The 21,331-nt window shown below is 36.6% G+C and carries 23 protein-coding genes; 15 read left to right on the forward strand and 8 right to left on the reverse strand.

Annotation, left to right across the window (positions count from 1 at the left end; translation table 11 throughout):
* Positions 1-490: 490 nt before the first annotated feature.
* On the reverse strand, positions 491-925 hold the full coding sequence (locus ACIQAA_RS21680) for a DUF1885 family protein (RefSeq protein WP_402623557.1): 435 nt from the start codon (positions 923-925) through the stop codon (positions 491-493).
* Between the two features lie 151 nt (positions 926-1,076).
* Between ACIQAA_RS21680 and ACIQAA_RS21685 the strand changes: the two genes are divergently transcribed.
* Together ACIQAA_RS21685 and ACIQAA_RS21690 are read left to right on the forward strand one after the other, a co-directional pair.
* Positions 1,077-1,376, forward strand: a complete 300-nt coding sequence (locus ACIQAA_RS21685; RefSeq protein ID WP_402623560.1) for a DUF3055 domain-containing protein — start codon at positions 1,077-1,079, stop codon at positions 1,374-1,376.
* A gap of 167 nt (positions 1,377-1,543) precedes the next feature.
* The gene (locus ACIQAA_RS21690; RefSeq protein WP_402623563.1) at positions 1,544-1,666 is read left to right on the forward strand and encodes a GapA-binding peptide SR1P; all 123 of its coding nucleotides are present in this window, start codon (positions 1,544-1,546) and stop codon (positions 1,664-1,666) included.
* 50 nt (positions 1,667-1,716) lie between these two features.
* Here ACIQAA_RS21690 and ACIQAA_RS21695 read toward each other — a convergent pair whose 3' ends face one another.
* Positions 1,717-3,189: an aminotransferase class I/II-fold pyridoxal phosphate-dependent enzyme gene (locus tag ACIQAA_RS21695; RefSeq protein WP_402623566.1), complete on the reverse strand. Its 1,473-nt coding sequence runs from the start codon at positions 3,187-3,189 to the stop codon at positions 1,717-1,719.
* Between the two features lie 202 nt (positions 3,190-3,391).
* Between ACIQAA_RS21695 and ACIQAA_RS21700 the strand changes: the two genes are divergently transcribed.
* Positions 3,392-4,351, forward strand: a complete 960-nt coding sequence (locus tag ACIQAA_RS21700; protein WP_402623569.1) for an NAD(P)H-dependent flavin oxidoreductase — start codon at positions 3,392-3,394, stop codon at positions 4,349-4,351.
* 45 nt (positions 4,352-4,396) lie between these two features.
* A complete protein-coding gene (locus ACIQAA_RS21705) occupies positions 4,397-4,669 on the forward strand; it encodes a UPF0223 family protein (RefSeq protein ID WP_402623572.1) in 273 nt (90 codons plus the stop codon).
* 31 nt (positions 4,670-4,700) lie between these two features.
* Here the strand turns inward: ACIQAA_RS21705 and ACIQAA_RS21710 are convergent, their stop codons facing one another.
* Positions 4,701-5,333, reverse strand: a complete 633-nt coding sequence (locus ACIQAA_RS21710; RefSeq protein ID WP_402623574.1) for a YktB family protein — start codon at positions 5,331-5,333, stop codon at positions 4,701-4,703.
* Positions 5,334-5,512: 179 nt separating this feature from the next.
* On the opposite strand from ACIQAA_RS21710, the gene ACIQAA_RS21715 reads away from it, so the two are divergent.
* Together ACIQAA_RS21715 and ACIQAA_RS21720 are read left to right on the forward strand one after the other, a co-directional pair.
* Positions 5,513-5,707 (forward strand): hypothetical protein, encoded by a 195-nt coding sequence (locus tag ACIQAA_RS21715; RefSeq protein ID WP_306072544.1) that lies wholly within the window; start codon positions 5,513-5,515, stop codon positions 5,705-5,707.
* A 204-nt stretch (positions 5,708-5,911) separates the two neighbouring features.
* Positions 5,912-6,709, forward strand: a complete 798-nt coding sequence (locus ACIQAA_RS21720) for an inositol monophosphatase family protein (protein ID WP_402623577.1) — start codon at positions 5,912-5,914, stop codon at positions 6,707-6,709.
* Positions 6,710-6,914: 205 nt separating this feature from the next.
* On the opposite strand, the gene ACIQAA_RS21725 is transcribed toward ACIQAA_RS21720, so the two are convergent.
* Positions 6,915-7,100 (reverse strand): YlaF family protein, encoded by a 186-nt coding sequence (locus ACIQAA_RS21725; RefSeq protein WP_402623580.1) that lies wholly within the window; start codon positions 7,098-7,100, stop codon positions 6,915-6,917.
* 175 nt (positions 7,101-7,275) lie between these two features.
* On the opposite strand from ACIQAA_RS21725, the gene typA reads away from it, so the two are divergent.
* From typA to ACIQAA_RS21740, 3 genes are read left to right on the forward strand one after another with little or no spacing between them, the layout of a single operon-like run.
* Entirely contained in the window at positions 7,276-9,114 is a 1,839-nt protein-coding gene (gene typA, locus ACIQAA_RS21730; RefSeq protein WP_402623583.1) for a translational GTPase TypA, read from the forward strand.
* A gap of 24 nt (positions 9,115-9,138) precedes the next feature.
* Positions 9,139-9,453, forward strand: a complete 315-nt coding sequence (locus ACIQAA_RS21735) for a YlaH-like family protein (protein ID WP_402623585.1) — start codon at positions 9,139-9,141, stop codon at positions 9,451-9,453.
* A 14-nt stretch (positions 9,454-9,467) separates the two neighbouring features.
* Positions 9,468-9,761, forward strand: a complete 294-nt coding sequence (locus ACIQAA_RS21740) for a hypothetical protein (protein ID WP_402623588.1) — start codon at positions 9,468-9,470, stop codon at positions 9,759-9,761.
* Positions 9,762-9,795: 34 nt separating this feature from the next.
* Here the strand turns inward: ACIQAA_RS21740 and ACIQAA_RS21745 are convergent, their stop codons facing one another.
* Positions 9,796-9,996 carry a YlaI family protein gene (locus tag ACIQAA_RS21745; protein WP_081954315.1) on the reverse strand — a complete coding sequence of 67 codons (201 nt, stop codon included), beginning with the start codon at positions 9,994-9,996 and terminating at the stop codon, positions 9,796-9,798.
* Between the two features lie 171 nt (positions 9,997-10,167).
* Between ACIQAA_RS21745 and ACIQAA_RS21750 the strand changes: the two genes are divergently transcribed.
* The gene (locus tag ACIQAA_RS21750) at positions 10,168-10,623 is read left to right on the forward strand and encodes a pyridoxamine 5'-phosphate oxidase family protein (RefSeq protein WP_402623592.1); all 456 of its coding nucleotides are present in this window, start codon (positions 10,168-10,170) and stop codon (positions 10,621-10,623) included.
* An 18-nt stretch (positions 10,624-10,641) separates the two neighbouring features.
* Here the strand turns inward: ACIQAA_RS21750 and ACIQAA_RS21755 are convergent, their stop codons facing one another.
* A complete protein-coding gene (locus ACIQAA_RS21755; protein ID WP_402623595.1) occupies positions 10,642-11,229 on the reverse strand; it encodes a YhcN/YlaJ family sporulation lipoprotein in 588 nt (195 codons plus the stop codon).
* 200 nt (positions 11,230-11,429) lie between these two features.
* Between ACIQAA_RS21755 and ACIQAA_RS21760 the strand changes: the two genes are divergently transcribed.
* Entirely contained in the window at positions 11,430-12,758 is a 1,329-nt protein-coding gene (locus tag ACIQAA_RS21760) for a PhoH family protein (RefSeq protein ID WP_402623598.1), read from the forward strand.
* 180 nt (positions 12,759-12,938) lie between these two features.
* Here the strand turns inward: ACIQAA_RS21760 and ACIQAA_RS21765 are convergent, their stop codons facing one another.
* Positions 12,939-13,436 carry a peptidyl-prolyl cis-trans isomerase gene (locus tag ACIQAA_RS21765; protein WP_402623600.1) on the reverse strand — a complete coding sequence of 166 codons (498 nt, stop codon included), beginning with the start codon at positions 13,434-13,436 and terminating at the stop codon, positions 12,939-12,941.
* A gap of 173 nt (positions 13,437-13,609) precedes the next feature.
* Between ACIQAA_RS21765 and ACIQAA_RS21770 the strand changes: the two genes are divergently transcribed.
* From ACIQAA_RS21770 to pyc, 3 genes are all read left to right on the forward strand, one after another.
* The gene (locus ACIQAA_RS21770) at positions 13,610-13,891 is read left to right on the forward strand and encodes an Fpa/YlaN family protein (protein ID WP_063251657.1); all 282 of its coding nucleotides are present in this window, start codon (positions 13,610-13,612) and stop codon (positions 13,889-13,891) included.
* Positions 13,892-14,063: 172 nt separating this feature from the next.
* Positions 14,064-15,263, forward strand: coding sequence for an FtsW/RodA/SpoVE family cell cycle protein (locus tag ACIQAA_RS21775; RefSeq protein WP_402623603.1), 1,200 nt, complete (start codon positions 14,064-14,066; stop codon positions 15,261-15,263).
* 61 nt (positions 15,264-15,324) lie between these two features.
* Positions 15,325-18,765: a pyruvate carboxylase gene (gene pyc, locus ACIQAA_RS21780; protein WP_402623606.1), complete on the forward strand. Its 3,441-nt coding sequence runs from the start codon at positions 15,325-15,327 to the stop codon at positions 18,763-18,765.
* 46 nt (positions 18,766-18,811) lie between these two features.
* On the opposite strand, the gene ACIQAA_RS21785 is transcribed toward pyc, so the two are convergent.
* A complete protein-coding gene (locus tag ACIQAA_RS21785; protein ID WP_402623609.1) occupies positions 18,812-19,717 on the reverse strand; it encodes a COX15/CtaA family protein in 906 nt (301 codons plus the stop codon).
* Positions 19,718-20,304: 587 nt separating this feature from the next.
* Between ACIQAA_RS21785 and cyoE the strand changes: the two genes are divergently transcribed.
* Positions 20,305-21,243: a heme o synthase gene (gene cyoE, locus ACIQAA_RS21790; protein ID WP_402623611.1), complete on the forward strand. Its 939-nt coding sequence runs from the start codon at positions 20,305-20,307 to the stop codon at positions 21,241-21,243.
* Positions 21,244-21,331: the final 88 nt, after the last annotated feature.

Raw genomic sequence — 21,331 nt, forward strand, 5'->3', positions numbered from 1 at the left:
CTTTTATTATAAACGGGTTTTAATTCAGGGGACATAGAAAAACCCGATTAAGGGGCACTTTTTATTTAGTGTCCATTAATCGGGTTATAGTTCATTTTTATCGAAAGGACTTTCTTTTTTTATTAAATATAAATTATCTACAAGTTTTATTCATATATTTAAAACACTACTATCTTACCTTTTTATAAAAAGATTTTGAGTGGTGATAAATGATGAGGATTTACGTTATTATGATATTACAATTAATGATTTGGAGTGCTTTTACGCTCATTGAATGGTTATCGAAGCACGATCAACTGCTATACAAGGTTATTATGTTTTTTGTATTCTTTTACCTGGCTTTTGCACTTTGTAATAGAGTGACACGATCAAATGCTAAAACCCTTTTTATAACATCTCTAAGTCTTATGATTTATTCTTCCATTCATTATACACTTGCACTACTAACACATTAAAAAAACTCCCACAAATGGGAGTTGAGTTGAGCGGCTTACTTTCTTGGGTAATAATACATGATTCGTTCGTTAAAAAGGTGTAATTCTCCTTTTAATTTCTTTGCTAGGAATTTACAAAATTCATTTGCTTTGCCTTTATCACCGAAAGTAGACTGTTCTGGAAGAGTGACTTGTATGTATGTTTGAATTCTTTCTGTACCATCTTCATTACGAACCATTTCTTGGTCGATACCAAATAAAATAGCATAATAACGTTCATTTGCTGACTGCAAATAAAACCATTTTCCTTTGCCTTCGCTTTTTTCTTTCATTTCGTAAGGAAATGCAGAGTCACCATATTCCCAATCGACTTGATTCCCTGTTTTACTCGTAATATCTTTATAATAATTTAAGAGTTCTTTTACTTCTTCTACCGTAATTGTTTGTTGTGCAGATGAAGGCACTAGTTTAATAAATGCATTTTCAGCCATCATCATCCCCCCTAGTCCCATTGATATCTCTTTTATTCTAGCATTGTAAAAACCATGATGACAACATTTAGTCACATAAATGTCATTTGTTAATGATTAAAAAATAAATTATAATAATATTCTAAATATTATTTTAAAAAGGAGGAATCATATGGAGTTATTTGATAAGCTCTATGATGAGCACGAAAATGTAAAAGTAAGGTTTATTGGATTTACAACAGAACATACCCGCTATGATTTTGGCATTATTTACACCAATATGTTTTTTGGTAAACCCCTAGTTGTCTGCATGCAAACCGGCCGATCCACTCTCCTCGATCCGAAAGAAATTGAAGATATAGAATACCTTCAAAATGCATTCCGGATTCCAGATAAACAGCAGGCAGCAGATTTAGCTGAGTTCTTCAGAGAAACCCTCCCGCAAATCCCATTTATTACCCAATATGAATAATTGGATACAAAAAAGGCCTATTAAAGGGCCTTTTTGTATGAAAAATAATTAAATGTGACATACAATTTAGGCTTGATAAATCTAATGTGTTATATTATTATTAGATTAAGAACAATAAAACGTTTCCAAAGTAACGCACATTTCATAATGAAAAGGGGATTGAAAAGATGGGTACAATCGTTTGCCAAGCTTGCAACTCAACAATTGATCATTTTGAGGATGAAAAAGTAACAGTTCTCTATTCTAGATGTAATTGTTGCGATGATCACCATACCGAAGAAGAACGATAAAATTATCTCTTAAAAATAGAAACAGGATTCCTCAACGGAATCCTGTATTTTTATTTTATAGCCTTATATTCTTTAATTACCCGAATTGTTTTAATCTCGTCATCCTCTGGCCCTTGAACTGGCAAACCTGCTTCGAGGTTTTGACGAACATAGTGCAGGTTTTCTTTTGTAATGATTTCACCGGGAATGAAAATTGGAATTCCGGGTGGATAGACCATAATAAATTCGGCAATGATTCTTCCTTCTGATTGTTCAAATGGAATTACTTCCGTATCTGCATAAAAAGCGTCTCTTGGAGTTAATGCAAGAATAGGAATATCAGGAAGAAGAACTTGTATAGGGTCGAACTTTTCTTTAAGATGTTCTCGTTCTTCGGCAAGCTCTTTTAAAGCACTAACCAAAATATCAGCTTCAACATCTGTATCCCCGATTGTAATAATACAAAGTATGTTATAAAGGTCAGACATTTCTACTTCGATATTATGCTTTTCTCTTAACCACTTTTCTACATCATATCCTGTTAAACCTAGTTCTTTAACCGAAATAATCAATTTTGTTGGGTCATAATCAAAGGTTGCCTTTGAACCTAATATTTCTTCACCTATACAATGTAAATGATCAATTTCATTAATTCTTTTTCGAATAGATTGTGCTAAACTAATCGTTTTATCGATTAGCTCTTTCCCTTTAGTGGCTAATTGTTTTCTGGCTACATCTAGGGATGCAAGTAATAAATACGATGTTGAGGTGGTTGTCAGCATGCTTAGAATTGCTTGCACGTGTTTAGCTGAAACAAGGCCCTCTTTTACATTTAATATAGAGCTTTGTGTCATGGAACCGCCAAGTTTATGAACGCTTGTTGCAGCCATATCAGCACCCGCCTGCATGGCTGAAAGAGGCAATTCATCATGAAAATGAATATGAACCCCATGTGCTTCATCAACAAGAACCGGAACGTTATGAGAATGAGCAATTTCTACAATTTTTTTCAAATCTGCTGATATCCCAAAATAAGTTGGATTAATGACTAGGACAGCTTTTGCATCTGGATGCTGTTTTAGTGCTTTTTCAACGGAATCAGTCGTAATACCATGGGATATACCTAAATCCTCATCAATTTCCGGATGAATAAACACAGGAATTGCCCCGGAGAAGACAATGGCTGACATAATTGATTTATGAACATTTCTTGGAACAATGATTTTATCCTCAGGTCCACAAACCGACATTATCATGGCAATAATGGCGCCGCTTGTTCCTTGAACTGAAAAAAAGGTTCTATCTGCACCAAATGCTTCAGCCGCCAAGTCTTGTGCTTGTTTAATTATTCCTTTGGGCTGATGAAGGTCATCGAGTGGACCAATATTGATTAAGTCGATCGATAAGGCATTATCACCAATGAAATTTCGAAAATCAGGATCGATTCCAACACCTTTTTTATGACCTGGGATATGAAATTGGACGGGATTATTTTTTGCATGTTCTAATAAACCGCTAAATAACGGTGTTTGGTTTTGAGACAATTTATTTCCACACCTCTTTATATAAAAAATGCTGTTAATATCAATACAAAACAAAAGAATTATAGCACTAATAGCATTGCTTGCATAGAATTTTGTGTCTTAAATAAACACTTTTTCATGTGTTACGTTAGTTTCTCAATAAAACAGGAAAATTAACCTTTCAAGGAGAAATATGAAGATAACATAATTAGGAGGGGTTTCGATGAATTGGCATACACGTGTTACTGAAATATTTAATATTAAATATCCTATTATACAGGGAGGCTTGGCTTATCTAGCTTATTCTGAGCTAGCTGCAGCTGTTTCTAATGCAGGTGGACTTGGGCAAATTACAGCAATGTCCCTCGAGAGTCCAACTAAACTTCGGGAGGAAATCAGAAAAGTAAAAGAACTGACCAATAAACCATTCGGAGTTAATTACGCAATTGGACAGCATAATAGACCTTTTGAAGAAATGCTTCAAGTAGCAATTGATGAAGATGTCCCTGTTGTATCCATGACAGGTGGTAATCCTGCACCCATATTTGAACAATTAAAAGGAACAGCGATAAAAAAATTAGTTCTCGTAGCCGCTAGAAGGCAGGCAGAAAAGGCGGAAGAATTGGGTGCAGATGCAGTTATGGTAGTGGGACAGGAAGGCGGCGGCCATCTAGGCAGGGATGATATTGGAACGATGGTATTAATCCCTCAAGTCGTTGATGCAGTTTCTATCCCAGTAATCGCATCTGGTGGAATTGGTGATGGCAGAGGACTTATGGCAGCTCTTAGCCTGGGAGCAGAAGGTATTGAAATGGGGACAAGATTTATTGCGACCAAGGAATGTGTACATGCTAATGACCTTTATAAGAAAAGACTTATCGAAGGTTCAGAAGCTAATACCGTGGTGATCAAACGTACCCTTGGGTCGCCGGCACGTGCGATTTCAAATACTTGGACCAATAAAATTCTCGAAATCGAGAAAGAATTTGGCAATTATGAACAGTTGAAGAATTATATTAGCGGCCAGGCAAACAAGCGATATATATATGATGGAGTAGAAGAAGAAGGTTTTGCATGGGCAGGACAGGTAATGGGACTCATTAAGGACATACCAACCGTTGCAGAACTATTTAATCGAATGATTACCGACGCAGAACAAATTCGTGAAAAATGGGCAAAATAAGGGTATTATACATATATGTAAATATATTAAGCAGGTGAAAACAACATGGAGTATCAATACCCGATTGATTATCATTGGACAACAGATGAAATTGTTGATGTTATTAAATTCTACGAGGCTGTAGAAAGAGCTTATGAAAAAGGAATAGAACGTGACGATTTAATGGCTAATTATCGCCGTTTTAAGGAGATTGTACCGAGTAAAGCGGAAGAAAAAACATTATGTGGTGAATTTGAAGAAATTAGTGGCTATTCTTCCTATAGGGCAATTAAAAAAGCAAAAGAAGCCTTACCTGGTGAAAAAATCTTATTGAAATAAAATAAAAACTCCGAACTTAGTTCTGGAGTTTTTATTTTATATTAAGAGCGATTTTATATAATGGTGCAACCTTATTAAATACATATTCAACATGCTTCAGGAATTCTTCAGTACTAAATTTTATAACATCTTCCCGTTTAATTTCATATCCACATAATATTTCAGCTTTCTTAACATTTTCAAGCCGCTCAAACATTCCGAGTAAATCGTCTTTTGAAAGGTCACCATGCTGTATTGATTCAGGTTTCATATGGTCTAAAGACCAAACAAAGTCTTTAGGAATCTCTTTATAAATTTTGTTTATTTTTTTTGTGAATCTGGCAGCAAATTCTTGTTTATGAGGTGCTTCATAGATTACCGCAAACCAAATAAATAAATGAGTATTCCACAGTCCAATTTGAAAATGGGGAAGCATTTTGTAACCGCGCGGATTATCCGCAAAGGCGACCCATGTATCTTTGGGAGGATTTATTGTCCGTCTTGCGTGCTTGGCTACATGAACATACATTTCATCACCGGTCAAGCTTGTTAAGGCTGGTTCAAAATAATGTCCTAGATATTCTAATTTTGGGCGAATCCTTTCTTTTAATGCTTCCATTCTAGCCTCTAATCCATCTATTTGAAAAACATCGAAATCTTCATTATTAAAGCCTTTAAAGTCCATTTGCTAAACCTCCATGTGAAGACATTTGTCATTCATTGTAGCATACTAGCGAAAATTCTTGAAACAAAGTGCTTATATGGGTTAATGCACATATTTGTTGCAACCTTACATGCTGGCTCATATTATATTACTAAAAATAGTCTGAAAAATTAAATAACAGTTGAAAGGAGAACGCTAAAATGAAACAATTGATGAATACTTCACTAAAAAAAATTGGCGAGAAGGAAAGATTGGCCTATTTAAGATTAGAAATGGATTATGAGCTGGCCACATTATTTGAAGCGATTGAAGAAAAAAATGAAAAAAAGATGAAGGAATGTAAACAGAAGTTAGAAAAAATCCGCCAAGAGTTAGTAAAACTTAAAGCTCTTTGATAATTTGTTTTCAAAGGGGATACCATTTAGAATGAAAATAAAGAATTTCATATTTATTTTATAAAACGAACTCTGTGTAGGGAAGTGGAGAGTTCGTTTATTGTTTTGCACATAAAAAATAATCATGTTAAAAGTTGAAGGCTTACCTAAATTTGATTAAGCTAGAATATGTACATATAAGGATTGAAAAATTGGAGGGATAAAATGGACTGGGAGTACATTGATCTTCAGGCGAAGCAATGGGTAATGGAAGCTGGTGATAAAATTAGGGATTCTTTTACTGAAACGTTAAATATCCAAACCAAATCAAATCCTAATGATTTAGTGACCAATATAGATAAAGAAATTGAACAATTCTTTATTAATAAAATTAGAAAAACTTTCCCAAACCATAGAATTTTGGGTGAAGAAGGGTTTGGGGATGAAGTAAATAACCTTGATGGCGTTGTATGGATTATTGACCCGATTGATGGAACGATGAATTTTATCCATCAACAGCGAAATTTTGCTATATCTCTCGGTGTGTATGAAAATGGTGTTGGGAAAATAGGGATTATTTATGATGTGGCACACGGTGAATTATATCATGCTATTAATGGAAAAGGTGCATTTATGAACGACACTGAACTGCCTCCTTTAAATAAAGTGTCAGTAAAAGAATCGATTATCGCTTTAAATGCAACCTGGGTGATGGAAAACCATCGTATTGACCATAATTTGCTTATACCACTGGTTAAAGAGGCAAGGGGGACGAGATCCTACGGAACAGCGGCTCTTGAAATGGTGTTCGTCGCAACAGGGAGAGTGGATGCCTATATTTCAATGAGGCTGTCACCTTGGGATGTTGCTGCTGGTTCAGTTATTATTGAGGAATTAGGCGGTGTTGTCACCAATTTAAGAGGAAAAAAGTTGGATTTTCTTTCAAAAGATTCATTACTTGTGGCTAAGCCAGGGCTGCACCAAACCATCATTAACGATTATCTAAAAGAGGGTAAATGGTAAAAAAAGAAGCCTGAAAAGGCTTCTTTTTTGTCTAGCTGCAGCGCCTAGGGGCTCGGGTCATAAGCCAATCGCTTCGGAAGGCAAAAAACGCCTTCTGTCAGCGCTCGTCTTATGCCTGTCGCCCCTGTTCACTAAGGAAAGCTTCTTAGAATATTCCTCGCAGGAACAAGCTGTGCTTGTTCCGAAGGCGCTTCCGCTTTTCTTCTTATAGTTCTCCATTTTCTCTATATTTTGCTTTTGTTTTAAATCCGAAGCCCATTACAACAATTAGTACAAGGATACTGCCAATTACCCCTAAGATACTTTCTTCACCAATTGCCACACCTATCCCCATTATACTTGCTGCTGCCAGTACAGCAAAAACGACAAAAATCCATTTTATTTGCTTCATTTAGCTAGTCCCCTTGTCATATAAAAAATAAAATTATAGTAGTGATAATTGATATAGCTTTATTCTACATAAAATGCAGTTAGCTTTCCACCATAAATGTGGTATAATACTTTAGTTGTATATGGGAAACTATAAATAGCTAAAATTTTTTGAAATAAAGGCAGGAGTGAATTACTTGAAAATAAGAGAAGATATTCGCAATATAGCAATCATCGCGCACGTTGACCACGGGAAAACAACTTTGGTTGACCAATTATTAAAGCAGTCAGGAACATTTCGTACAAACGAGCACGTTGAAGAACGTGCAATGGATTCAAATGATTTGGAAAGGGAACGTGGAATAACGATTCTTGCTAAAAACACAGCGATTCAATACAAAGATACACGAATCAATATTTTGGATACACCTGGACACGCCGATTTTGGCGGTGAGGTTGAACGTATCATGAAAATGGTTGATGGTGTTTTACTCGTTGTTGACGCTTATGAAGGAACAATGCCTCAAACACGCTTTGTATTAAAAAAGGCATTAGAGCAAAATTTAACTCCAATCGTTGTCGTTAATAAAATTGACCGTGATTTTGCCCGCCCAGTAGAAGTAATTGATGAAGTAATTGATTTGTTTATTGAACTAGGTGCTAACGAAGACCAGCTTGAGTTCCCAGTCATTTTTGCTTCTGCAATAAATGGAACTGCCAGCACAGACCATGAAAAACAGGATGAAAACATGCAATGTTTATATGATTCCATTGTTGAACATATCCCAGCACCAATTGACAATCGTGACGAGCCATTACAATTCCAAGTTGCTCTTCTAGATTATAATGATTATGTAGGAAGAATTGGAATTGGGCGAGTTTTCCGCGGTACAATGCATGTTGGACAACAGGTTTCATTAATGAAAATAGACGGTTCAGTTAAACAATTCCGTGTAACGAAAATCTTTGGTTTCTTCGGTTTGAAACGACAGGAAGTCCAAGAAGCAGTAGCGGGAGACCTAATTGCCGTGTCTGGTATGGAAGATATTAACGTGGGCGAAACCGTTTGTCCAGTTGAGCACCAAGAAGCATTGCCAATTCTAAGAATTGATGAACCAACTTTGCAAATGACGTTTGTCGTAAATAACAGCCCATTTGCAGGCAGAGAAGGTAAATATCTAACTTCTAGGAAGATTGAAGAGAGACTTTTAGCGCAATTGCAAACGGATGTAAGTCTACGTGTTGAAAATACAGATTCACCAGATGCATGGATTGTATCAGGTCGTGGTGAGCTTCATTTATCTATCTTAATCGAAAACATGCGCCGTGAAGGGTATGAGCTTCAAGTTTCTAAGCCTGAAGTTATTGTGAAAGAAATTGATGGAGTTCGTTGTGAGCCAATTGAAAGAGTTCAAATCGATGTGCCTGAAGAGCATACAGGTTCCGTAATGGAATCAATTGGGGCTCGTAAAGGCGAAATGATCGATATGATTAATAACGGTTCCGGCCAAGTACGCTTAATCTTCAATGTTCCAGCACGAGGCTTAATTGGATATACGACTGAATTTTTAACAATGACACGTGGATATGGAATCATCAATCATACGTTTGACAGCTATCAGCCAATGGTCCAAGGGCAAGTTGGAGGAAGACGTCAAGGTGTTCTAGTTTCTATGGAGTCTGGAAAAGCTTCAACATATGGTATTATGCAAATAGAAGACCGTGGTACAATCTTTGTGGAACCGGGAACTGAAATCTACGAAGGTATGATCGTTGGCGAGCACACACGTGAAAATGATATTACTGTAAATATCACAAAAGTAAAGCAAGCAACAAATATTCGCTCGGCTAATAAAGATCAAACCTCTGTAATCAAGAAACCACGGATTATGACTTTAGAAGAGTCTTTAGAGTATCTAAACGAAGATGAATTCTGTGAAGTTACACCTGAATCCATTCGTTTACGTAAGAAGATTCTTGATAAAAATGAGCGTGAAAGAATGGCCAAAAAGAAAAAAGTTGCAGAATTAAGCTAATATCTCTTCGGGGGAGGTTTTCGTGTGAATGTAGCGGATCGTCTTTCTTTTTTTCCAGCGCTCTATAACGTAACCGAAAATCCAAATTTGGGAATGTGGCTGCTATATTTTACAATAGTAGCTCTTTCCATCTTGGTATATAAACTTGGCTTTGCTCAAAAGCTTCCAATAGGAAAATCAATCATGATTTATATCTTTTTAGCTGCAGGGTGTACGATTCTTACTGTACTAGGCATCTTTTTACCGATAACTGAAGGACTTGTGGTTGCAGCATTAATATTAATCATTTACAAAATTCGCTTGCACCAGTCGAAAAAACAGCAAGTTGAGGCAAAGTAACGGGGGATATTAATATGAGATCGGTACAGGATGCGCTTTATAATTGGCTCTCGATAAAAATTGTATGCGATGCTCGTCCTGATGATACAGCAGCGCGAGAAACGTTAGACCTTTTTGATGAGATTATTAAGGATGAACATCATTTAACTGACATCGAAGTCACAACGGATGAAGTGATGTATTATGTTTCCTTTATCCATGAAGGTGAAACGAAGAAGACTCGTTTTCCTCGTGACCTTATCGAAGTGATGCTTAACCAAATCAATCAAGAGCCAGATAAATATTGTAATTTTCCATTTGAAGAGTAAAAAAATTCATGCCGGTTTCGGCATGAATTTTTTTTTACCAATCGTCTTTCTCAGACTGTGCACGATAAAATCTGAAGTTACCTGTATCAATTCTTGCTTTTGTTTTTTCCGAGATTCTACTGCTGCAGTCTTGACACATATATGTATGGATTGGACGATTTCGAAGACGTTTTGCTATAAAGGATTCATCTTCTATCGATTCAATTTTGTCGCAAATCACGCACTTTACTCTCATAATACACCTCAAGTCCTCTAGTCTTGCTTTGTTTATACTATAGTATATCATGCAAGTATGATGACAAGTAAATCAATCTGATTAAGTTGCTGAAAAAAACAGATAATAGTACTATGAGAATGTCTGTTTTTTTTAACATAGAGCAAGGATAAGAATGAAGGGGTTGTAAAAATGCCAAATCAAGTAGAACCAAGACTCATTAAGCCTTTATATGATGAGCTGCAAAAAGAAAGGTATGTAACATTAGCAACGGTGGATTATGAAACAGGTGGTCCAAATGTTAGTGCGATATCTTGGATTTTAGCAAAAGATGAAGAAACAATCTATTTTGCTATAGATATTAAATCAAGAATTATTCAGAATATCACACACAATAATAAAGTGGTGATCAATTTAATTGCGAATGAATCTACATATTCCATACAAGGTGAAGCTTCATTGAAAGAAGAGCGTCTTCAGGAAGTTCCTTTAAAGCTTGCGTTGATTGAAATAAAGATTCAAGAGGTTAGAGACGTAATGTTCTATGGTTCGAAAATTGTCACAGAGCCACAGTATGACAAAACGTATGACAAAAATGCAGCTGCGAGGCTGGATAAGCAGGTAATGGAAGCGATGAAAAAAGCTTAGTCTCGCGACTAAGCTTTTTCATTTATGGTACTTTGATTCTTCTTGCTGTTTATCCTCTAAACTTTTCTTTTCGTTTTCCTGCAGCTTTTTCTTCGGTTCCTCAGGAGCGTTTTTAGGATTAGGATCTATCATATCACCCGGGACTTCAGGCATTAACCTGCCCGCGACGTCAGCTAGTTCTTCCATTATACCTTGAATGGGTCTTCCTTTTTCAATATCTGCTGCAATTTCTTTCAGACGTTGATTGGTATCTGCATCAGCCACAACGATGGCACGAGCACCATAAGGGTCTTCTTGCAGGCTTTCAGCCACTGAATATTTTATTAACCCCACTTGAGAACGTTCAATTTTCGAATTTACATCGATTCCAACAATGGCATATCTGCCAATGACTACGGCAGTTGCATCATGAACATTAGGAATACTAGTAGCAAGTTCGACTAATCGTTTGGAAATCTCCTGACCAGTTTTCCTGTCTACATTTTCGATATCGCTGTTCTTGACATTAACTAATGATTGCTTCTCAGTATTTTGAGCATTGTTGGTGTTATTGTTACAAGCAGCTAAGATTAATAATAAACAAGTAAACATCAAAACCTTTTTCATTTAAAATATCCACCTCCACATAGAGTTGTATAAATGATACATCATGAAAACTCGAGTTTTGTTATACTCAACTTACATTTATTGTGCGGAAATCCTTCTATCTTTATTCGAACAAACATATATTTTACCAAAGTCCTATCTAGCAATCGGTTTGTTTGAACCATGAACAAGCCACAACTAGAAAAAGTGGAGGCGTCGCTTTGAGTAAAATATACGTGTTAGATACAAACGTCTTATTACAAGACCCGTATTCCATATTCTCATTCGAAGATAATGAAGTAGTCATCCCTGCAGTTGTTCTTGAAGAAGTGGACTCAAAGAAAAGGTATATGGATGAAATTGGTAGAAATGCCCGCCATGTATCAAGATTAATTGATGAATTGAGAGCAGCGGGTAAGCTTCATGAAAAAATCCCACTTGAAAATGGTGGAACGATTAGAATTGAACTTAATCATCGTGCATTTCATGAATTACAGGAAATTTTTGTTGAGAAAACAAATGACAATCGAATTCTTGCTGTAGCAAAAAATTTATCAACAGAAGAACAACAGAAGGAAGATGGGAAACCAGTTATCCTCGTAAGTAAGGATGCATTAGTCAGGGTTAAGGCTGACGCAATTGGGTTAACAGCAGAGGATTTTTTAAGTGACAGGGTGGTCGAAATCGACCATATTTACACAGGATTTTTAGAGGTTTATTTATCTGGAGAATTAATGGGAACTTTTTACGAAAAAGGGGAGTTACCTTTATCAGAGATAGGTAAATATTCGTTTTATCCTAACCAATTCTTAATCATGAAAGATGCTCTAGGGGGATCGGCTTCAGCGTTAGGAATGGTCGATAAAACAAAGCAAAAGATAAAGAAACTTGCGATTAATCAGGAACATGTATGGGGAATTCATCCAAGAAATGTGCAGCAAACGATGGCAATTGAGTTACTGCTTCGAAAAGACATACCGTTAGTAACATTAATAGGCAAAGCAGGTACTGGTAAAACGCTTTTGGCTCTAGCATCAGGATTGATGCAAACTGAAGATTTTAGAGAGTTTAAAAAGCTATTAGTAGCTAGACCTATTGTACCGGTTGGTAAGGATATAGGGTATTTACCTGGAGAAAAACAAGAAAAACTTAGACCGTGGATGCAGCCGATATTTGATAATCTAGAATACCTATTTAATACTAAAAAACCTGGCGAATTGGACGCCATCCTTGCTGGGATGGGTTCGATAGAGGTAGAAGCTTTAACCTATATAAGGGGAAGAAGTCTGCCAAAACAATTTATTATCATTGATGAAGCACAAAATTTGACCAAACATGAAGTAAAAACAATCTTAACACGTGTAGGTGAGGGCAGTAAAATTGTCTTAATGGGCGACCCAGAACAAATCGACCACCCCTATCTTGACGCCTACAATAATGGCTTAACTTATGTTGTTGAACGTTTTAAAGACCAAGTTATTTCCGGACATGTTAAATTACTAAAAGGAGAGCGGTCAGGATTAGCAAGGCTGGCAGCAGATTTGCTGTAAACAGCATGAGGAAAAATAAGGTTACAAATGTCTAAACGGGTACCAAATTGGCACCCGTTGTTTATTATTGGCTGTTTTCGTAACGATTGTTGTTAAAATCCAAAAGCCGATTTTAACGTGGAACACCTTTTTTTTCATAAAATTAAGTTTGCAAGCTCTTTTCTTAAGAAAAGAGCCTTACTATTTTATAATAAACTCCCGGACATTTTTAATTGGGTTATGCTGGTTAGATCCATCCCCGAAATAAACGTGGACAGGTCCATCTTCTGAAAGTGGTTTCCCAACATTGGAAAAACCTACGATTAGGTTCATCGCCTTATCAAGAGATATTTCGTGTTCTGATGATTCTGTTTTTATCACTAGGGAAGCTGCATTCTCATCTGGCTCTGCATTTTTTAAAAAAGGTTCAAATGGGATTCCGAAGCTTCCCGTTAATACTTTTTCTTTCTCATATTTCTTCTCTGTTTTTAAGGTTGGCGGATAGACGGCACCTTCCATAATTTCACGGTCCCAATGTTTAGAAACTGATTTAGTATATTCCTCAAGGTCGTTAGAGAGATTTGTAGTGGTTGAGAAGTAAGTAGTCAAATCAACTCTTCGATCATCAAAAATCCAAACACTGGGATCGAGAGTAATAGTATATTTAACCTTGCCGGACAGTATAATTATGTTTTCCATCTTTCATTCCTCCAGTTCATTTCTAGTAAAGTATACCGTGAAATAGAGTGAATGTCATATAAGTAATATGATGCATCAAAGGACAAAGGCAGTTATTGTTCTTGCATTTTTCTGTGGTAAAAGGTAAAATTTATAGATAAGTTGGGTTATCGCTCTGAATGGGGGGATCAATGTTGGCGTCTGAAATGATTGTGAATCATCAGGAAAAAGCCTATGCCTTGTTACAGGCAGACGCTGAAAAAATATTAAAGCTTATTAAAGTGCAAATGGAAAATCTCACGATGCCTCAATGCCCGCTTTATGAAGAGGTATTGGATACGCAAATGTTTGGTTTATCTAGAGAGATAGAATTTGCAGTTAGATTAGGCTTAATTGAAGTCAAGGATGGTAAAGCGATACTAGATAAATTAGAAAGAGAATTATCTGCGCTTCATGAAGCATCCATTAGAAAATAGCTAAAAAAACTCAAACAATAATGATGTGTTGTTTGAGTTTTTTATTAACTATTACCATTTTCAGAATATTCCCATACGAAATATCGGAGCAATGTAACTTTTCCTCAACCCATTCGTTTCATTTTCTATTATAATAGCAATAACGACAATTTAAAAACGAGGAAGTTATAAGATGTTTAAAAAAATATTAAAGTCCTATGATTATTCATTAATCATCGCGATCATTCTTTTATCTTTATTTGGTTTAGTGATGGTTTATAGTGCCAGTATGGCATCAGCCGTTCAACGATACCACGTACCAAGTGATTATTTTTACCAAAAGCAGAAGCTGTACTTTGTCGCCTCGGGATTGATCTTTATTTTTATTGCATTATTTCCCTATAAAATTATGAAAAGTACAAAGTTTTTACTCCCAATGGTGGGTCTATCCATTTTAGGTCTCTTAGGTCTATTTGTATTTGGACAAGTTAGAGGAAATGCTCAAAGCTGGTATGATTTTGGCTTTATTAGTATTCAGCCGGCAGAGTTTGTAAAAATATCTCTTATTATTTATTTGTCAGCCGTTTATGCGAAGAAGCAGGCATATATTAATAAATTTAATCATGGTGTACTGCCGCCATTAGCCTACCTAGTAATCGTGCTTGGATTGATTGCCTTTCAGCCAGACTTTGGAACTGCACTCATTATTGGTTTAATTGCTGGAACAATTATTCTTTCATCAGGAATGAATATCAAAAATATTACTAAATTAGTGTTACTAGGTATGATTCTTATATCACCTGTCTTTTTAGTACTCCAGGACGAAATTTTTTCTGAAAAACGTTTGGAGCGTTTTCAAGTATTAAGTAATCCATTTGAAGATGAACTTGATTCCGGGTTCCATCTAGCAAACTCGTATATTGCAATTGGCTCAGGGGGCGTAAATGGATTAGGTTTAGGAAAGAGTGTTCAGAAGTTAGGGTATTTACCAGAATCCCATACCGATTTTATTATGGCAGTTATTGCAGAAGAATTAGGAGTCTGGGGTGTCAGCTTCGTCATCCTGACTTTAGCTTATATAGTTTTACGGGGAATCTATCTTGGCTTGCGATGTAAGGATCCATTTGGCAGTTTATTGGCCATTGGTATTTCGAGCATGATTGGAATACAGTCTTTTATCAATCTGGCAGGGGTTTCGGGAGTTATGCCCCTTACAGGCGTTCCATTGCCATTTGTCAGCTATGGAGGATCTTCACTTTTACAATTAGCAATAGCAGCTGGAATTCTCGTAAATGTCTCTATGTTTGTTAAATATGAAAATAAATATAAACAAAAGCACCCAGAAAAAATCAGTAACCAACAAGACGGAAATGTATATCAATTTCGAACATAGCGTGGGGAAAATACATCCCTGCGCTTTTATATAAAAAGAGAAAAAGAATGAGGTGCTTAAATTGACGAGACAAATCAACAAAGTGTTAGTAGCTAACAGGGGAGAAATTGCCATTCGTGTTTTTCGGGCTTGTACCGAATTAAATATCCAAACCGTTGCAATTTATTCTAGGGAAGACACAGGTGCGTATCACCGATATAAAGCGGATGAGGCATATTTAGTTGGTGAAGGAAAGAAACCGATTGATGCCTACTTAGACATTGATGGAATCATTGAAATTGCAAAATTCAGCGGTGCAAACGCCATCCATCCAGGATATGGCTTTTTATCCGAAAACATTCATTTCGCAAGACGCTGTGAAGAAGAAGGAATCATTTTTATTGGACCAACCTCTACTCACCTCGATATGTTCGGTGATAAGGTTAAGGCAAGAAAACAAGCAGAATTAGCAAATATACCCGTAATTCCAGGCAGCGATGGGCCAATCGACAATATCGAGGAAGTTCTGGATTTTACCGATAATCATGGTTTTCCGATTATTATAAAAGCAGCCCTTGGCGGCGGCGGACGTGGAATGCGTATTGTCAGAAATCGTGAGGAAATGCAAGAAGCATTTGACCGCGCTAGATCAGAAGCAAAAGCTGCTTTTGGCAGTGACGAGGTATATCTGGAAAAATTAATTGAGAAACCAAAACATATAGAGGTTCAAATATTTGGGGATAAATATGGTAACATCGTCCATTTGTATGACCGGGATTGTTCTGTACAGCGACGTCATCAAAAGGTAGTAGAAGTAGCTCCGAGTGTATCAATTACAAACTCTTTACGAGAGAAAATTTGTGCTGCCGCGGTTAAGTTAATGAAGAATGTAGGTTACTTAAATGCTGGGACAGTTGAATTTCTTGTTTCGGGTGAGGACTTTTATTTTATCGAAGTAAATCCAAGGATCCAGGTTGAACACACTGTAACTGAAATGGTAACGGGAATTGATATTGTACATACGCAAATCTTAGTTGCTGAAGGTCAAGATTTACACAGCCCGATTGTCGGAATTCCTCCACAAGAAGAAATTCGTATTAATGGTTTTGCCATTCAGTCGCGTGTTACAACAGAAGACCCACTAAATAACTTTATGCCTGATACTGGAAAAATTATGGCTTATCGTTCTGGAGGGGGATTTGGTGTACGTCTTGATGCAGGAAATGGTTTTCAAGGCGCTGTCATCACACCTTATTATGATTCTTTGCTTGTGAAGCTTTCTACATGGGCCTTAACCTTTGAGCAAGCTGCCTCAAAAATGGTCCGGAACCTGCGTGAGTTTAGAATTCGCGGCATTAAAACCAATATTCCGTTTCTCGAGAATGTAGTTAGACATGAGAAGTTCAGAAGAGGGGAATATGATACATCATTTATTGATTCAACTCCGGAGTTATTCGTGTTTCCAGTTAGTAAAGACCGTGGGACCAAAATGCTGTCGTATATTGGAAACGTGACGGTCAATGGTTTCCCAGGTATTGAAAAAAAGAAAAGACCCGTTTTTTCTAAGCCTCGAATTCCTAAATTAAAATACGATTTTCCTTACCAAGATGGGACGAAACAAATACTTGACCAAAATGGTGCTGAAGGTCTTGTTGATTGGATAAAGGATCAAAAGAAGGTACTATTAACGGATACTACCTTCAGAGATGCACATCAGTCGTTACTAGCAACCAGGGTAAGAACCACTGACATGTTGCATATAGCTGAACCGACTGCAAAGCTTATGCCTAACCTGTTTTCTTTTGAAATGTGGGGAGGGGCAACCTTTGATGTAGCCTATCGCTTCTTAAAAGAAGATCCATGGGAAAGATTACAGATGCTTCGCGAAAAAATTCCGAATGTTCTGTTTCAGATGTTGATTCGTGGTTCTAACGCAGTGGGGTATAAAAATTACCCTGACAATCTTATCCGTGAATTTGTAAGAAAGTCTGCTGAAGAAGGTATTGATGTATTCAGAGTTTTTGACAGTTTAAACTGGGTACCGGGAATGGAAGTAGCAATAGAAGCGGTTCGAGACAGTGGAAAGCTCGCGGAAGCCACGATTTGTTACACTGGTGATATTCTCGACCCAGCCAGAGTGAAATATAATTTGACCTATTATAAAACACTTGCAAAAGAGCTTGAGAACCAAGGAGCACATATTTTAGGGATAAAGGATATGGCTGGGTTGCTAAAACCGGAAGCTGCCTATCGACTAATTTCTGAATTAAAAGAAACGATAGATATTCCAATTCATCTTCATACCCATGATACCAGCGGGAATGGTATCTACACATATGCACGTGCCATTGACGGCGGAGTTGATATTGTGGATACAGCATTAAGTACGATGGCTGGGCTTACTTCTCAGCCGAGCGTAAACTCACTTTATTATGCATTAGAAGGTAAGGATAGGAAGCCTGATGTTAATATTGAGGCACTTGAACAGCTTTCTTATTATTGGGAGGATGTCCGAAAATATTACCACGATTTTGAAAGTGGGATGGTTGCACCACATTCTGAGGTTTATCAGCATGAGATGCCAGGCGGACAATACAGTAATCTCCAACAGCAAGCGAAGGGTGTTGGACTTGGCGAGCAGTGGGATGAAGTTAAACAAATGTATACTAAAGTCAATCACATGTTTGGGGATATCGTAAAGGTTACACCATCTTCTAAGGTTGTCGGGGATATGGCACTCTTTATGGTACAAAATAATTTATCAGAAGCTGATGTCCTTACTAAAGGAGACTCGATTGACTTTCCAGATTCCGTAGTTGAATTGTTCCAGGGATATCTCGGACAGCCGCATCAAGGTTTCCCGGAAAAACTTCAAAGCGTCATATTAAAAGGGAAAAAGCCTTTGGAGGTCCGTCCGGGTGAGTTACTGCCGGAGATTAATTTTTCGGACCTAAAGGAAGAGTTAGGCAAGGATATAGGGCGGAACATTTCGGATTTCGATTTGATTTCCTATGCACTCTATCCAAAGGTTTATAAAGAGTATTTAAATACGGTGGAGCTATATGGAAATTTATCCTTCCTTGATACCCCTACTTTCCTTTATGGTCTAAGGCTTGGGGAGGAAATTGAAGTTGAAATTGAAACAGGTAAAACACTGATCGTTAAACTTGTCTCAATTGGTCAGCCTCAGGCAGACGGTACACGAGTGGTTTATTTTGAACTAAATGGTCAGCCGCGTGAGGTTAATATTAAAGATGAAAATATTAAAGCTTCGGTATTAACTAGAGTAAAAGCAGATCCTAAAAATGAAACCCATATTTCTGCTACAATGCCAGGAACCGTTGTAAAAGTATTAGTGGAAAAAGGGGAAAGAGTAGAACGAGGGGACCATCTTTTAATTACGGAAGCAATGAAAATGGAAACAACCGTCCAAGCCCCATATTCAGGAGTAGTAAAGGAAATTTATGTGAAAAATGAGGATGCTATTCAAACCGGGGATTTACTTCTCGAACTTGAAAAATGATCAGATAAAAAGCTGCCAAGATAAAATCTGGCAGCTTTTTTTCATACTATTGAATCTTTCGCGACCTCGAGAGTAATAAGAGAAAATAACTTAATACACCGAATAAACAGGTAATAAATAGAGCATGCATTAATGCGATGTAAAGATTTAACCTGGTAAAAATGATAACAGCTCCTGATAATACTTGGAGGGATACTAATGTAAATGCACTAATCCAGCCCCAATAGATAACTTTTTGCTCACGATAATTTTTTATTGCAAGATAAGTTACAAATGCGATCCAAATGAAGATACCAGCTGCCGCAGCGCGGTGCCCCATCTGCACCCACTCATAAAGATTACTTGGGAGTGCTGGACTGTCATTGATACATAATGGCCAATCACGGCATACCAAGCTCGATTCGGTGTGACGTACTAATGCACCTGTATAAATAACAAAGTAGCTATAAATGGAAATGGAGATAATATGAAACCCCATTTTTTTATCGATAATGAGTTTATCAGCCTCAAACTTTTTATCAATTTCAAAGATTAATAATGTAAGCAAAAATACAGCGGCAAAGGAAATGAGTGAGATTCCAAAGTGCAGGGCGAGGATAAAATCAGACTGTTCCCAAATTACTGCAGCTGCTCCAATCAAACCTTGTAATAATAAAAAGAAAAACGAAAGAAAAGATAGGAATTTCGTTTCCCTGATGTGTCCAATTACTTTCCAAGACCAAATAGATAAAGCCAGTACCAAAAAACCAACTGAGCCAGAAACCAGTCTGTGAGCAAGTTCTATTACTAACTCGGGAGTTATATCCGTGGGAACGAACTCTCCGTTACATAAAGGCCAAGATCTCCCGCACCCCATACCGGACTCTGTTTTTGTTACTAGGGCTCCCCCAAGTAGAACCAATATCATTCCAATAGTAGTTGCCACAGCTAACCACTTTAAAGAACGCTGCAAAAAATCACCTTCTTAAATAAAAGTTTAATCATTGGTATCAATATTTTGTAAATATAATGATTTGGAATATGGAGTGATAAAAGTACTTATTTATCATAACGAAAACATAGGAAAAAGAACAGATTTAAAACTGAAATTTTTGCATAACTTTTTAAAAAAATTATCCTTATGGATAACTTTAGATTTTCACTATCATTATAGTGAAAACTATTGCTAAAAAAAGCAGTGTCTGTTAGTAATATAAAGTAGGTTAAATTGAACTTATATATAACAATCTATAAATTTTCATTTGTTGTCTATAACACAAAGAAAACATTTAGATTTTGCTTAAATTAGAGTGTATTTTATTATCTAAAGATTCTAATATATAGTATAATGGGTATAAAATATAGGCGGACACAATTTAGACAAAAATTATTCAAAAAAAATTCACAAAAATACACCAAAGTGTGATTTAATATACAGAGAAAGTGTTCCTTAAATAACAATATTATAAAATAATAATAGCTTATAAATAACTATTATAATTTGGTAAAGTTATCTATCGAGTTTATAATAATAATTAGAACATTTTAGGAGGGGGAAAGATGCCAAATTCAAAGGCATACGGTGAAGCGACGATTGAAAATGGCTCTACTGGTCTAAATTCACATTTGGTCAAAACCACAATGTGGAAAGATCTTATGGCACTTATTAAGATTGGGATTGTAAATTCAAATCTTATTACTACTTTTACTGGGATTTGGCTTGCACTGCATTTTAGCGGTCAAAGTTTCCTAAACAACTTAGATATAGTTTTATTTACCGTTATTGGTTCCTCCCTTATCATTGCGGGTTCATGCAGTATAAATAATTATATTGATCGTGATATTGACCCGTTAATGGAAAGAACAAAATCAAGACCTACCGTCACCGGGAAAATAGTTCCTTCGAAGGTACTTGGATTGGGCATTCTCTTAATTGCTATAGGTACAATTTTTCTATTGTTTACTACTGTAACTGCAACAGTGATTGGACTGCTTGGGGTTTTTACCTATGTTGTCTTGTACTCCATGTGGTCTAAACGGCAATTGGTTTCAAATACCATCATAGGCAGTATTTCTGGGGCAGTACCACCTTTAATCGGCTGGGCTGCAGTCGACGGAAATCTTGATATTGTAGCATGGGCATTGTTTATTATTATGTTTATTTGGCAGCCTCCCCATTTTTATGCTCTTGCAATGAGAAGGGTAGAGGAATATCGCGCTGCAGGCATCCCAATGCTTCCAGTGGTGAAAGGTTTCAAAACAACGAAGAAACACATTCTAGTATGGGTAGCAGCACTTCTGCCAACACCCTTATTACTTACTTCATTAGGAATCCCATTTCTAATTTTGGCAACTGTATTAAATATCGGTTGGCTTGTATTAGGGATTTATGGATATAAGATCAAAGATGATATTAAGTGGGCAAAACTAATGTTTGTGTACTCATTGCAATATCTAACGATTATTTTTGTCGCAATGGTCATTGTAACATTGGTTTAGCTGGGATGTTCTTTCTTAATTAAGGGAAATATAAGTATTCCTAGGTGTTATAAAAATATTGGAGGCATTATAAATCCTTTTGCCTCCG

This window comes from Neobacillus sp. NPDC093182, assembly GCF_044754045.1.

Bases quoted from the DNA above. Each gene is read 5' to 3' on its own strand.
- ACIQAA_RS21680 (WP_402623557.1), bottom strand. From the start codon at position 925: ATGGCTGAAAATGCATTTATTAAACTAGTGCCTTCATCTGCACAACAA.
- ACIQAA_RS21685 (WP_402623560.1), top strand. From the start codon at position 1,077: ATGGAGTTATTTGATAAGCTCTATGATGAGCACGAAAATGTAAAAGTA.
- ACIQAA_RS21690 (WP_402623563.1), top strand. From the start codon at position 1,544: ATGGGTACAATCGTTTGCCAAGCTTGCAACTCAACAATTGATCATTTT.
- ACIQAA_RS21700 (WP_402623569.1), top strand. From the start codon at position 3,392: ATGAATTGGCATACACGTGTTACTGAAATATTTAATATTAAATATCCT.
- ACIQAA_RS21705 (WP_402623572.1), top strand. From the start codon at position 4,397: ATGGAGTATCAATACCCGATTGATTATCATTGGACAACAGATGAAATT.
- ACIQAA_RS21710 (WP_402623574.1), bottom strand. From the start codon at position 5,333: ATGGACTTTAAAGGCTTTAATAATGAAGATTTCGATGTTTTTCAAATA.
- ACIQAA_RS21715 (WP_306072544.1), top strand. From the start codon at position 5,513: ATGAAACAATTGATGAATACTTCACTAAAAAAAATTGGCGAGAAGGAA.
- ACIQAA_RS21720 (WP_402623577.1), top strand. From the start codon at position 5,912: ATGGACTGGGAGTACATTGATCTTCAGGCGAAGCAATGGGTAATGGAA.
- ACIQAA_RS21725 (WP_402623580.1), bottom strand. From the start codon at position 7,100: ATGAAGCAAATAAAATGGATTTTTGTCGTTTTTGCTGTACTGGCAGCA.
- ACIQAA_RS21740 (WP_402623588.1), top strand. From the start codon at position 9,468: ATGAGATCGGTACAGGATGCGCTTTATAATTGGCTCTCGATAAAAATT.
- ACIQAA_RS21745 (WP_081954315.1), bottom strand. From the start codon at position 9,996: ATGAGAGTAAAGTGCGTGATTTGCGACAAAATTGAATCGATAGAAGAT.
- ACIQAA_RS21750 (WP_402623592.1), top strand. From the start codon at position 10,168: ATGCCAAATCAAGTAGAACCAAGACTCATTAAGCCTTTATATGATGAG.
- ACIQAA_RS21755 (WP_402623595.1), bottom strand. From the start codon at position 11,229: ATGAAAAAGGTTTTGATGTTTACTTGTTTATTATTAATCTTAGCTGCT.
- ACIQAA_RS21765 (WP_402623600.1), bottom strand. From the start codon at position 13,436: ATGGAAAACATAATTATACTGTCCGGCAAGGTTAAATATACTATTACT.
- ACIQAA_RS21775 (WP_402623603.1), top strand. From the start codon at position 14,064: ATGTTTAAAAAAATATTAAAGTCCTATGATTATTCATTAATCATCGCG.
- cyoE (WP_402623611.1), top strand. From the start codon at position 20,305: ATGCCAAATTCAAAGGCATACGGTGAAGCGACGATTGAAAATGGCTCT.